12 protein-coding genes are annotated in these 12,575 nt (G+C 40.4%); 1 reads left to right on the top strand and 11 read right to left on the bottom strand.

Annotated elements, in window-relative coordinates; genetic code table 11:
* The first annotated feature begins 3 nt into the window (after positions 1 to 3).
* Positions 4 to 765, top strand: a complete 762-nt coding sequence (locus tag MKY30_RS21370) for a methyltransferase domain-containing protein (protein ID WP_156986047.1) — start codon at positions 4 to 6, stop codon at positions 763 to 765.
* Between the two features lie 50 nt (positions 766 to 815).
* Here the strand turns inward: MKY30_RS21370 and pyrE are convergent, their stop codons facing one another.
* The 11 genes from pyrE to lspA form a co-directional block, all read right to left on the bottom strand.
* Positions 816 to 1,424, bottom strand: coding sequence for an orotate phosphoribosyltransferase (gene pyrE, locus MKY30_RS21375; protein WP_156986046.1), 609 nt, complete (start codon positions 1,422 to 1,424; stop codon positions 816 to 818).
* Complete coding sequence (gene pyrF / locus MKY30_RS21380) at positions 1,414 to 2,103, bottom strand: orotidine-5'-phosphate decarboxylase (RefSeq protein ID WP_156986045.1); 690 nt, start codon at positions 2,101 to 2,103, stop codon at positions 1,414 to 1,416. The genes pyrE and pyrF overlap by 11 nt, the downstream gene beginning before the upstream one ends.
* A complete protein-coding gene (locus MKY30_RS21385) occupies positions 2,100 to 3,014 on the bottom strand; it encodes a dihydroorotate dehydrogenase (protein ID WP_147209599.1) in 915 nt (304 codons plus the stop codon). Before MKY30_RS21385 ends, pyrF begins: the two co-directional genes overlap by 4 nt.
* Positions 3,011 to 3,766: a dihydroorotate dehydrogenase electron transfer subunit gene (locus MKY30_RS21390; RefSeq protein ID WP_341085331.1), complete on the bottom strand. Its 756-nt coding sequence runs from the start codon at positions 3,764 to 3,766 to the stop codon at positions 3,011 to 3,013. The genes MKY30_RS21385 and MKY30_RS21390 overlap by 4 nt, the downstream gene beginning before the upstream one ends.
* On the bottom strand, positions 3,766 to 6,966 hold the full coding sequence (carB, locus tag MKY30_RS21395) for a carbamoyl-phosphate synthase large subunit (RefSeq protein WP_156986043.1): 3,201 nt from the start codon (positions 6,964 to 6,966) through the stop codon (positions 3,766 to 3,768). The genes MKY30_RS21390 and carB overlap by 1 nt, the downstream gene beginning before the upstream one ends.
* Entirely contained in the window at positions 6,959 to 8,059 is a 1,101-nt protein-coding gene (locus MKY30_RS21400; protein ID WP_156986042.1) for a carbamoyl phosphate synthase small subunit, read from the bottom strand. Before MKY30_RS21400 ends, carB begins: the two co-directional genes overlap by 8 nt.
* Positions 8,052 to 9,335 (bottom strand): dihydroorotase, encoded by a 1,284-nt coding sequence (locus tag MKY30_RS21405; RefSeq protein ID WP_341085333.1) that lies wholly within the window; start codon positions 9,333 to 9,335, stop codon positions 8,052 to 8,054. The genes MKY30_RS21400 and MKY30_RS21405 overlap by 8 nt, the downstream gene beginning before the upstream one ends.
* Complete coding sequence (locus tag MKY30_RS21410; RefSeq protein ID WP_341085336.1) at positions 9,292 to 10,221, bottom strand: aspartate carbamoyltransferase catalytic subunit; 930 nt, start codon at positions 10,219 to 10,221, stop codon at positions 9,292 to 9,294. Before MKY30_RS21410 ends, MKY30_RS21405 begins: the two co-directional genes overlap by 44 nt.
* A gap of 150 nt (positions 10,222 to 10,371) precedes the next feature.
* Positions 10,372 to 10,920 (bottom strand): bifunctional pyr operon transcriptional regulator/uracil phosphoribosyltransferase PyrR, encoded by a 549-nt coding sequence (gene pyrR / locus MKY30_RS21415; RefSeq protein WP_147209604.1) that lies wholly within the window; start codon positions 10,918 to 10,920, stop codon positions 10,372 to 10,374.
* Positions 10,921 to 11,084: 164 nt separating this feature from the next.
* Positions 11,085 to 11,996, bottom strand: a complete 912-nt coding sequence (locus MKY30_RS21420; RefSeq protein ID WP_341085337.1) for an RluA family pseudouridine synthase — start codon at positions 11,994 to 11,996, stop codon at positions 11,085 to 11,087.
* Entirely contained in the window at positions 11,993 to 12,463 is a 471-nt protein-coding gene (lspA, locus tag MKY30_RS21425; RefSeq protein ID WP_341085338.1) for a signal peptidase II, read from the bottom strand. Before lspA ends, MKY30_RS21420 begins: the two co-directional genes overlap by 4 nt.
* Positions 12,464 to 12,575: the final 112 nt, after the last annotated feature.

Raw genomic sequence — 12,575 nt, forward strand, 5'->3', positions numbered from 1 at the left:
TATATGGATAAGAAGCTTTTAAACAAAGAGTTATTCTCCAAAAGAGAAGATGCTTATGTCAATAGCAGTACACACAGTAATCCAGCAGCTCTACAGAAAATTTCAGATTGGTTAAAACCAACTAAAGAACAAATTATTTTAGATATTGCTACAGGTGGAGGCCAGGTCGCAAAAACATTAGCTCCATCCGCCAAACAAGTTATTGCAACAGATTTAACACCAGCAATGTTATCAAATGTCCGAAACAGCATAAATGAAAACGACAACATTTTATTTATTATCGCGGATGCCGAAGAACTACCTTTTCTTGATAATTCTATGGATATTGTCACCTGCCGTATTGCAGCACACCACTTTCCACATCCTGAAAAGTTTATTCATGAAGCATATCGTGTTTTAAAACCTGGAGGAAAATGTCTATTTGTTGATAATGTCGCTTCCGAGAATGAAGCAGAAGATCAATTTTTAAATCAGCTGGAAGAAATGCGTGATCCAAGTCATGAGCGTGCCAAAAAGATTTCTGAATGGAAGGCACTTTTTTCAAAATGCCAGTTTACTTTGATTCAGGATGACATACGGATAAAAGAACTTCCTTTCCAAGACTGGCTTAATCGTACGGTGGATACGGTGGAAGTAAAACAGCAAGTGATTCATTTTATACAAACGGCAGATAAAAAGCTGCAAAAGTATATACGTTTACAGAAAAAAGAAGATGACATTCATTCCTTTGCCATTGATGAGTGGATTAGTATGTGGGAAAAATAGTAATGAAAAAAGGATATGCTGCCTCCCCGGCCTCACATCCTTTTTTCATCTTATAACTTACTTCTCCAGGCAAGAACGGTTTCTTTTTCTGTTTCTGTAAGCTTGTTTTCTTCTATAAGCAATTCTAATAACTGATCAAAGCCAGTAATAGAATGATAGAATAAACCAGCCTCTGCAAAAGCTTCCTCTGCTCTTGGAAGCCCATAAGTGAAAATGGAATATACTGCAGTAATTTCAGCACCTTCCTGCTCCAGTGCCTGTGCAGATTGAATGGAGGATCCGCCGGTGGAAATCAGATCCTCAATAACGAGTACCTTTTTCCCTTCTACAGATGCGCCCTCGATTTGATTGCCTTTTCCGTGTCCTTTTGGTTTAGAACGTACATATACCATTGGTAAATCCAATTCTTCCGCTAACCAGGCAGCATGCGGTATACCGGCAGTTGCACAGCCGGCAATTACTTCCGGTTTTGTTTCACTATTTTTCACCATTTCTGCAAATGCTTTAACAATTTTTTTGCGGACAGCAGGATAACTCATGGTTAAACGATTGTCACAATAGATGGGTGATTTTAACCCGGATGTCCATGTGAAATAATTATCTACATTTAATTGTACTGCCTCAATTGCTAATAAATCTTTTGTTACATTATTCTCCATGCTGCCACTCCTTCAATACTTGTTCATATGCTTTTCTAGGATTTTCTGCTTTGGTAATGCTTCTGCCGACAACAAGAAAATCACTGCCAAGTGCTTTTGCTTTTCCAGGTGTTGCCACGCGTTTCTGGTCATCCTGGGAAGAATCTGCTAAACGGATCCCGGGTGTTATTGATAAGAAATCCTTTCCGCAATGTTTTTTTATCACGGGTACCTCATGAACAGAGCTGACCACCCCGTCCGCCCCGGCTTCTTTTGCTAAAGATGCAAAGCGGATAACGTTCTCTTCAATATTCCCATGTAAACCAAGCTCCTGATCTAATACGTCGTTATCCATTGAAGTAAGGATAGTCACTGCCATCAGCTTTGTCGATGAGTCAGCCAGCCCCTGCTTTGCCTGGTAGATCATTTCTTTTCCGCCGATCGCATGTGTTGTTACTAAATCCACATTTAAAGGAGCAATATTTTTCATTGCCTGATGAACCGTATTTGGAATATCATGAAGCTTTAAATCAAGAAAGATTGGATGATTATCCGCCTGCAGCTTTTCAATAATTGCCGGACCCTCACGATAAAAAAGCTCCATCCCTACCTTTACGGGGACTCCCGCTAAATCATTTTCTCTTAAAAAACATTCCGTATCTGCCCACGTTGGAAAATCTAATGCGACATAGATGCTCATACTACTGCACCCCTTCTTTCAATAACATCTTGCACCGAAGTATATTGATATTTTATTAATGTTTCTGGAAGTGCATCAATAATGTCTACACAGGCAAAAGGATTTTGGAAATTTGCTGTACCGACTGCTACTGCATCTGCACCGGCCTGCAAAAATTCTAAAACATCCTCCGCTGTAGAGATTCCTCCCATGCCGATAATCGGGATAGATACCTGCTGCCGTACTTCATAAATCATCCGGATAGCAATTGGTTTAATCGCCGGTCCGGATAATCCGCCTGTCTGATTAGCAATTAGCGGTTTTCCAGTAGGCAGGTGAAGCTTCATACCAGTCAGTGTATTAATCATTGATAATCCATCTGCTCCAGCTTCTTCTACAGCTTTTGCCATTTCTGCAATATTTGTCACATTAGGTGACAGCTTTACGTAGACAGGAAGATTACTCGCTTCTTTTACTGCTGCAGTAACCTTCTTAGCCATATCCGGATCTGTCCCAAACTGAATACCGCCTTCTTTTACATTCGGACAGGATATATTTAATTCTAATGCATTCACATCATTTGTTTCGTTAAATGCTCTGGCTACAAAAATATATTCTTCTAAAGAGCTCCCTGCAACATTTGCAATAATAGAAGTATCATATTCTGCAAGTCTTGGAACCTCATTTGCAATAATCCGCTCTACTCCAGGATTTTGCAGACCGATAGCATTTAACATGCCAGATGACGTTTCTGCAACCCTTGGCGTAGGATTGCCAAAGCGTTCAAATTGGGTTGCTGCCTTCATGATAATGGCGCCTAAACGGCTTAAATCATAAAATTCACTGTACTCCTTGCCAAATCCAAAACAGCCTGATGCCGGCATTATTGGATTTTTTAGCGTTAGTCCAGGTAGCTTTACCTCCAGGTTCATAAGATAACCTCCTGCGATGAAAATACTGGTCCATCACTGCAAATTTTTTTATAGTTGTTATCCACGGTTGGCAATACACATGCCATACACGCACCAACACCACAGCCCATTCTTTCTTCCAGAGATACCTTGCCTTTCGAGTCTTTTAACTCTGTTGTCACTGCACGCAGCATCGGCAGCGGTCCACAGCTGAAATACTGATCAAATGCACCGACCTCAGGGAATACATGTGTTACAAAGCCCTGATGTCCGTAAGAACCGTCATTTGTTACCACATATGTTTCAGCTATTTTCTTAAATGCTTCTTCATAAAAGACATAGTCCTTTGACTGAAATCCCAACACAGCAACAAGCTCCACATTTTTTTCACTTAAGCGTTTTGCAAGGTGGTAGATAGGGGGAATTCCAATTCCTCCACCTATTAACAGTACACGCCCGCCTTCTGATACATCATCTATAGAGAAGCCATTTCCATTTGGTCCAAGCGCATCAACGGTCATTCCCGGCTGATAAGTCGCTAAAGCTTTTGTTCCACCACCAACTATCTTGAATAAGATGGTAACTGTCCCCTCTTGCCTGTCTACTTTTGCAATAGAGATAGGCCTTCTTAATGTAAAGCCCGGAACAAGCAGATGCAAGAATTGCCCTGGCACCGTTTGTTGACTGACCTCTGGCTGGTATAATTTCATTTCAACCGTTTCTTTAGCAATGGTTTCAACGGATAATACCTTCATTTCATGTCTTTTCTTCATCATGGTGTCACCTTTTGCTGACTGATTGGTTTTGCAGTAAATGTGGTAGAGTCGATGACGTTAATAATCGCATTAACAGTATCTAGATTGGTTAAACTTGCGATACCATGCTCTACAGCTTCACGACGGATTAAAAAGCCGTCTGATCTTGGCTTTTGCCCGGAATTAAGTGTATTAATAACAAATTGTACTTTTCCTTCCTCGATGATAGAAAGTACATTCGGTTCATCTAGTCCGACCTTGCCTACCTCAACAACAGGAATGTCTCCTTCTTCACGGATATATGCTGCTGTTCCCTGTGTTGCATAGAGTAGAAAGCCAAGCTGATGGAATCGTTCTGCTACTTCCAGCATTTCTGCCTTGTCTTTATCAGCAACTGTTAATAATACGCCGCCTTCTTGCGGAACTTTTAATCCGGAAGCAATAAGTCCTTTATACAATGCTTTTTCTAATGTTTTATCATAGCCGATTGCTTCTCCGGTAGATTTCATTTCTGGTCCAAGAATCGTATCCACACTGCGCAGCTTTTCAAAAGAGAATACTGGAATTTTCACTGAAACAAGATCCTGCTCAGGTAAAATGCCAGTTTCATAGCCCATATCGGCTAATTTTTCACCCAGGATACATTTCGTCGCAATGTTTGCCATTGTTACACCGGTAATTTTACTTAAGAAAGGAATTGTTCTGCTCGCTCTTGGATTTACTTCAAGTACGTAAACATCTTCATCACGGATAATGAACTGGATATTGATTAAACCTTTCACATTCAGTGCTTGTGAGATTTTCACCGCTGCATCTAAACATTTTTCTTTAACAGCTTCACTTAAACGCTGTGGCGGATATACGGCCATAGAGTCACCAGAGTGGACACCTGCACGTTCGATATGCTCCATAATTCCTGGAACAATGGTTGTTTCTCCATCACAAATTGCGTCTACTTCCGCTTCCATTCCTGTCAGATACTTGTCAATTAAAATTGGATGTGCTGAATCAATGTTATCAGACTTCGCTAAATAGTTTTCCAGCTCTTTTTCGCTATAAACAATTTCCATGCGGCTCCCGCCAATTACATAAGAAGGACGGACAAGGACTGGATAGCCGATTTGGTTTGCTGTTTCGATTGCCTGATCTAATTTCGGTACTGCTTTCCCTTGTGGACGAAGCAAATCAAGCTCATCCAGTAAAATTTCAAATTTATCGCGATCTTCTGCCCGGTCTATTGCTTCCAGACCAGTACCTAAAATTTTTACGCCGCGGCGTTCCAATCCGTCAGCAAGATTAATTGCTGTCTGTCCGCCGAATTGTACGATAACGCCTTCTGGTTTTTCCAGTTCAACTACATGCATGACATCCTCTAATGTGAGCGGCTCAAAATAAAGCTTATCGGAAATAGTAAAATCTGTAGATACCGTTTCCGGGTTATTATTCATAATAATCGCTTCATAGCCTAGCTCTTTAATCGCAAAGACAGAATGTACAGTTGCATAATCGAACTCAATCCCTTGCCCAATTCGGATTGGGCCGGAGCCGAGCACCAGGATTTTTTTACGCTCAGATACTTCTGATTCATTTTCCGTTTCATAAGTACTGTAGAAATATGGTGTTTCCGATTCGAATTCTGCTGCACACGTGTCTACCATTTTATAAACCGGGAAGATATTTTCTGCTTTTCTTAATGCGTATACCTCATCAAGAGAGGTGTTCCAGATTCGGGCAATTTGAGCATCAGCTATTCCTAATTGTTTTGCTTGTTTTAACACAGCTGTATCATTTTTATTTTCACTTAATGTTTTTTCAGTTTCAATAATTTTATTTAAGCTGTTTAAGAAAAAGCGGTCAATTTTTGTCATTTCAAAGATTTCATCAACAGTATAACCGCGGCGCAGGGCTTCAGCTAAAAGAAAAATTCGTTCATCATCTGCACGCTTCAAGCGTTTATTCAATGTTTCTTTATCTAATTCTACCGCTTTTGCCAGGTGAAGCTCCTCTGTGCCCATTTCCAGCGAACGTACACCTTTAAGTAATGATTCTTCCAGATTACGGCCAATCGCCATAACCTCTCCTGTTGCTTTCATTTGCGTCCCTAAACGGCGGTCGCCTGAGGTAAATTTATCAAATGGAAAACGCGGGAATTTCGTTACCACATAGTCTAATGCCGGTTCGAACATGGAATATGTTTTACCGGTAATTGGATTTGTTATTTCATCCAGTGTATAGCCGACTGCGATTTTCGCTGCAATCTTTGCAATTGGATATCCTGTTGCTTTGGAAGCCAGAGCAGATGAACGGCTGACACGCGGGTTTACTTCAATTATATAGTATTGGAAGCTGTACGGATCCAGTGCCAGCTGGACATTACAGCCGCCTTCAATTTCTAGCGCACGGATAATTTTTAAGGAAGCATTGCGTAACATATGATATTCACGGTCACTTAATGTCTGTGACGGTGCAACTACAATAGAGTCTCCTGTATGTATGCCGACAGGATCGATATTTTCCATATTACAAACAACAATGGCCTGGTCCTTATGGTCGCGCATTACTTCATATTCAATCTCTTTAAAACCGGCAATATTACGCTCGATTAAGCACTGGTTAACCGGAGAGAGCACAAGGCCGTTATGTGTAATTTCTCTAAGTTCCTGCTCATTGTAGCACATTCCTCCGCCTGTACCGCCGAGTGTATATGCAGGTCGTACAATCAATGGATAACCAATTAAATTGGCAAATTCTACAGCTTCGTCCACTGTATGTACTATCTCACTTTCAGGCACCGGCTCATTTAATTCATTCATCAAGTTACGGAATAACTCTCTATCCTCCGCCTTTTGAATGGACTCTGGCGCTGTTCCTAAGAGTTGCACATGATGATCTTCTAAAATTCCCTTTCGTACAAGCTCCATTGCAAGGTTCAAGCCCGTCTGTCCGCCAAGCGTAGGCAGAATAGCGTCCGGCTGCTCTTTACGAATAATTTTTGTTAAAAACTCTTCTGTTAAAGGTTCCATATATACTTTATCTGCAACCGTATTATCGGTCATGATCGTTGCCGGGTTAGAGTTAGCCAGGATAACATAGTATCCTTCTTCTCTTAATGCTTGACAAGCCTGTGTTCCAGAATAATCAAACTCAGCTGCTTGTCCGATAACAATTGGACCAGATCCAATTACGAGAATTTTTTGAATATCAGTACGTTTAGGCATTAATATGAACCTCCTGCTTCTTCTCTTGTTGCTTCATAAGCTCTAAAAATTCATCAAACAAATAATTTGTATCCTCTGGTCCTGGAGATGCTTCTGGATGATACTGCACCGAGAACGCAGGATAAATAGTATGTCTTACACCTTCTACTGTTCCATCATTGATTGCGATTTGTGTTAATTCAAGCTCCGTATTTTTTAACGTAGCCGGATTCACTGCATAACTATGGTTTTGAGAGGTAAGGTACGTTTTATCATTTTCTAAATCTTTTACCGGATGATTCGCACCTCGATGTCCAAACTTCATCTTTTCGGTATCTGCTCCACAGGCTAACGACAGAAGCTGATGCCCAAGGCAGATCCCAAATATCGGCACCTTGCCAAGAATTCCTTTCACCATTTCAATTGCCTCTGGTACATCCTTTGGATCTCCAGGGCCGTTAGTCAGCATAATCCCGTCTGGACGAAGGCGGAGAATATCCTCTGCACTGTAGTTATAAGGAACAACTGTAATTTGGCAATCGCGTTTTGTCAGCTCGCGCAGAATACCATGCTTTGCACCAAAATCTACTAATACAACCCGACGTCCTCTCCCCGGAACAACATATGGCTTGCCAGTAGAAGTTCTCTTTACTTGATCTCTTGGAAATTCTGTATTTCTTAGTTCTTCCACTGTTTTTTCTATATCTTCTTCCGCTGACACAATAGCTGCTTTCATCGTTCCATGCTTCCGGATGATTCGCGTTAATTTTCTTGTGTCAATTCCAGAAATACCAGGGATATTATTAGCTTTCAAGAAGCTGTCTATGGTCTCTTCATTCCGGAAATTAGAAGGCTGTTCACTGTATTCTTTAACAATCAACCCATGAATAAAAGGTGTAATTGTTTCGAAGTCATCCCGATTTATCCCGTAGTTCCCAATCAAAGGATAAGTCATTGTTACAAATTGACCGCAATAGCTTGGGTCAGTAATAACCTCCTGATATCCCGTCATACCAGTGTTAAAAACAATCTCTCCTTTAGAAACATTTTCACTTCCAAAGCCATATCCCTCAAAAACTGTTCCATCCTCCAGGATTAAATTACGTTTACGCATGGTTACCCTCCTCAAATACAACTTTACCGCCTACAATTGTTATGACAGGGAATCCTGTTACCTCCCAGCCATGGAAAGGGGTATTTTTCCCTTTAGATGCAAATTGATAACGATCAATCTTAGCTGTTTTTTCCAAATCAACAATTGTTAAGTCCGCAGGAGCGCCTTCTTTCATTGTTCCATAAGGAAGTCCGAAAACATCAGCCGGTTTTTTTGTCATTCTATCGATTAATTCATGTAAGTTTAAAACATTTTTCTGTACTAAATGTGTGTATAGCAATGGAAAAGCTGTCTCTAATCCAACGATACCGAATGGAGCTTCTAAAAATCCATTTGCTTTTTCTTCTTCACCATGAGGAGCATGGTCTGTCGCAATAAAATCAAGGGTTCCATCTAAAAGCCCTTCAATCAGTGCTGCTTGATCATCCCTTCCTCTTAAAGGCGGGTTCATCTTGAAGTTAGCATCATTTTCAAGAATATCTGTTTCATTCAAAATCAGATGATGCGGTGAAACCTCTGCAGTTACTTTAATTCCTGCTTTTTTTGCATCACGGATCACACGGACAGATTCCTTTGTGCTGACATGGCATACATGATAATGACAATCAGCTGCTTCTGCTAATAATACATCTCTGGCAATTTGTACAGATTCACTTAAAGATGGAATTCCAGGAAGGTTCAGCCTCTTGCTCACTTCTCCATCATGTGTCACCCCGCCATAAACAAGGGAATTATCCTCACAATGAGCAACAATTGCTGCACCGCATGCAGCTGCATCCTTCATTGCCTGAAACATTTGATTAGCTGTCTGAATACCTACTCCGTCATCTGTAAAAGCAAATGCGCCATGTTCGAACAGCTCTTTAATATTTGTACGTTCTTCTCCTTTTAAACCTTTAGTGATGGAAGCATATGGAAGAACGCGAACTACTCCATCTGCGTTAATTTTTTGCAGCAGCTGGTCTAACGTATCTGCATTATCAGGGACCGGGTTCGTGTTTGGCATAGAGCAAACTGTTGTGAATCCGCCTCTCGCTGCAGACTGTGTTCCCGTTGCAATCGTTTCTTTATATTCACCACCCGGTTCACGTAAATGAATATGTACGTCGATAAAACCTGGTGATACAAGGTTATTTTTTGCGTCGAGGGTTTGATCAGCCTGTTCAGTTATCTCAGAAGCTATTTCCCGTATTTTGCCGTCTTCGATTAAAATCTCACAGTTTACCAGTTCATTAGATGATGTTAAGCGCTTGGCGTTTGTTAATTTCGTTTTCATTAATAATCCCCCATTCTTTTAGTACATGCATTAAAATGGCCATTCTCACATAGACGCCATTTTCCATTTGTTTAAAAATACGTGATTGTTTACTTTCTACAAGCTTTGTATCAATCTCTACCCCTCTGTTAATCGGGGCAGGGTGCATAATAATGGCATGCTTCTTCATTTTTGCTGCTCTTTCCCTTGTTAGTCCATAGAGAGAAAGATAATCAAAGGTCTCTGCCTTGTGAATATGACGCTCATGCTGGATTCTTAATAACATAACAACATCTGCAATTTCGACTGCCTCATCCATTGTAATGTACGGGAAGTGCAGAGAATCGTCTTCAAAGCCCGGTGCTGCGCTCAAGAAAACATCTGCTCCTAATTTTTCCAGAGCCAGTGCGTTTGATCTGGCAACACGGCTATGTTTTATATCCCCAGCGATAACAACCTTTCTCCTTTTCACATTACCGAATTCCTGGTACATAGTTAATAAATCCAGCATACATTGTGTAGGGTGCTCTTCTTTCCCTGAACCAGCGTTAATAACAGGGATACGCAGTTGTCCTTCTTCTTCTATTTCATCTATCCAATAATCAGAAGGATGACGGACAATTAATACATCTGCACCAATAGCTTCAAAGGTCTTGGATGTATCATATAATGATTCTCCTTTTACAAGACTGGATGCTTCTGTATGCAAATCTAACATTTCCAGTCCCAATTTTTTCTGGGCAACTTCAAAACTCATTTTTGTTCTTGTACTGGGTTCAAAGAATAGATTTGCAGCAAATAGCTGTTTATTAATCGTAATTGGTGACTTTCTTATCGATTCAGCTTCTTTAAGAATGTGATTGATCGTTTCTCCCGATAATTGCTGCATGGAAATAAAATGTTTCACGTCCCATCTCCCCTTCTTTGCTATCATTTTTTTATAAAATTGTACAAAAAAACTCCCTGCAAAGGTTGCAGAGAGCTAGACGAATGCCCTAATTAAGCATCCGCTTTACTAAACAACCTTTCAAATCTCTCTGGATTTGATTAAAAGTTATCATGTATTCTTTTCATAAATAGAAACAAGGTCAATCTGGTCTTCTTCACTCAGCTGGACAACAACTATTTCTTGTTCAGCCGTAGGAATATTCTTACCCACATAGTCAGCCCGAATAGGCAGCTCACGATGGCCACGGTCTACTAAAGCACCAAGCTGAATCGTTGCCGGTCTGCCGACATCCATTACTGCATCCATTGCCGCACGGACTGTTCTGCCTGTATAAAGAACATCATCAATCAGGATTACCTGCTTGTTTGTTATATCCATGTCAATAGAAACTGAATTGATTTGCGGATCCTCGTGATTACTTTTTTTCTCCAAATCATCCCGGTACATTGTAATATCTAATTCACCAAAAGGAACATCAATCGATTCAATCTGTTTTATTTTTTCCTGAATAATTTTCGCCAGCGGAACGCCTCTTGTTTTGATTCCAATTAAAACAAGGTTCTCTCCACCTTTATTCTTTTCCAGAATCTCATGAGACATTCTGGTCAATGCTCTGTTTATTGCAGCCGCATCAAGAATCTCTGTTTTTTTCTTCATCCCGGTTCCGCTCCTTCCGTATAAAAAAGCCCTTTTCCTGTTGATGGAAAAGGGCATACGCATACCTTAAGCAAACTTGCTGACGTATCCTTCCTAGCCTCACAGGACTATTGTTAAAGGTCTTCATTTATTCTTATTTAGTATGTCAGAATGTGACGAATCTGTCAATACATTTTGCGGATTTGGTCGAGTGCCTCTGTAAAGACAGCAGGCGGTGCAGCTTCAAATTCCATCCATTCCTCTGTCCTTGGATGTATAAAAGCAATTTGCTTCGCATGCAGAGCCTGACCATGTACATCTAATGATTTACGCTGTCCATATTTAGGATCTCCCACAAGCGGAAAACCAATATATTGCATATGAACACGTATTTGATGTGTTCTTCCCGTCTCCAGCTGACATTCAACATAGGTATACTTAGGAAAGCGTTCCAGCACCCGGAAATGTGTAACAGCTGGTTTTCCACTATCAACAACTCCCATTTTTTGACGGTCTTTCGGGTCTCTGCCGATAGGTGCATCAATCAATCCAGTCTCATGACCAATTTCTCCATGCACAATTGCTTCGTATATTCTTTTTAACTGTTTTTCCTGCAGCTGTTTTGATAAATGCTGATGTGCGAAATCATTTTTAGCTACAACTAACAGTCCGCTTGTATCCATATCAATCCGGTGCACAATTCCCGGGCGTTCCACACCATTAATACCTGACAGATCTGTACAATGGTATAATAACGCATGTACTAATGTTCCTGTACGGTGTCCTGCAGAAGGATGTACAACCATTCCTTTTTCTTTATTAATCACCAGCAGGTCCTCATCCTCGTAGACAATATCCAAAGGAATATTCTCCGGATCGAGTACAAGCGGCTTTGTTTCTGGAATTTCCCAACTAATCATTTCACCTGATTGGCATTTTTGATTTGCCTTGACTATTTCACCATTCACCTTTACATTGCCTTCTTCAATCCAGCTTTGAATTTGTGAACGCGAATGTTCATGCAGTAAATCAGAGAGAATTTTATCAACTCTTTTTTTATGCTCTGTTTCCGTTACTGTGTGCTGGTTTACTGTCATTTTTTCTCTTTGCCCCGCTTTCTTTCATCCAATATAATTGCAATGATTACCATAATAACTCCTATGGTTAGTGAAGCATCAGCAACGTTGAATATCGGAAAGTTATAATTGAAAATATAGAAGTTTGCAAAATCAACCACTTCTTGAAATAAAATGCGATCAATAAAATTCCCAACCGCTCCTCCTATTAATACACCAGCTCCTGCAGCAATCAGGAAATCTTGTTTTCCATGTGTATGTAAAAAGTATATTAATCCGGCAATAACAATTACTGTTATGATATAAAATAGCCACATTTGTCCTTCTAAAATGCCCCATGCTGCTCCAGAATTACGATGGGAGGTAATATAGAAGAAATCATTAATAATTGGTATTGATTCACCTATTTCCATTTTCGTAGCAACAAGCCATTTTGTCCATTGATCTATTCCAATTAAGACAAGTGCAATCAGATAGTATCTCCACATGTTCATTTCTCCAATCTAAGGAAGTCTTTTTTATCTTATCCTTTATGCTGGTAATTTTCAAGAAACAACCATAGGGAAAAGTGCTCTTGCCAAAGAGATGTCCGCTGCGACG

The organism is Oceanobacillus sp. FSL W8-0428 (assembly GCF_038004405.1).
Taxonomy (GTDB): domain Bacteria; phylum Bacillota; class Bacilli; order Bacillales; family Amphibacillaceae; genus Oceanobacillus; species Oceanobacillus sojae.

Excerpts from the sequence above, each read along its gene's own strand:
- carB (WP_156986043.1), bottom strand. The coding sequence starts at position 6,966 with ATGCCTAAACGTACTGATATTCAAAAAATTCTCGTAATTGGATCTGGT.
- MKY30_RS21400 (WP_156986042.1), bottom strand. The coding sequence starts at position 8,059 with ATGCGTAAACGTAATTTAATCCTGGAGGATGGAACAGTTTTTGAGGGA.
- MKY30_RS21390 (WP_341085331.1), bottom strand. The coding sequence starts at position 3,766 with ATGAAGAAAAGACATGAAATGAAGGTATTATCCGTTGAAACCATTGCT.
- lspA (WP_341085338.1), bottom strand. The coding sequence starts at position 12,463 with ATGTGGAGATACTATCTGATTGCACTTGTCTTAATTGGAATAGATCAA.
- pyrE (WP_156986046.1), bottom strand. The coding sequence starts at position 1,424 with ATGGAGAATAATGTAACAAAAGATTTATTAGCAATTGAGGCAGTACAA.
- pyrF (WP_156986045.1), bottom strand. The coding sequence starts at position 2,103 with ATGAGCATCTATGTCGCATTAGATTTTCCAACGTGGGCAGATACGGAA.
- MKY30_RS21385 (WP_147209599.1), bottom strand. The coding sequence starts at position 3,014 with ATGAACCTGGAGGTAAAGCTACCTGGACTAACGCTAAAAAATCCAATA.
- MKY30_RS21420 (WP_341085337.1), bottom strand. The coding sequence starts at position 11,996 with ATGACAGTAAACCAGCACACAGTAACGGAAACAGAGCATAAAAAAAGA.
- MKY30_RS21370 (WP_156986047.1), top strand. The coding sequence starts at position 4 with ATGGATAAGAAGCTTTTAAACAAAGAGTTATTCTCCAAAAGAGAAGAT.
- pyrR (WP_147209604.1), bottom strand. The coding sequence starts at position 10,920 with ATGAAGAAAAAAACAGAGATTCTTGATGCGGCTGCAATAAACAGAGCA.
- MKY30_RS21405 (WP_341085333.1), bottom strand. The coding sequence starts at position 9,335 with ATGAAAACGAAATTAACAAACGCCAAGCGCTTAACATCATCTAATGAA.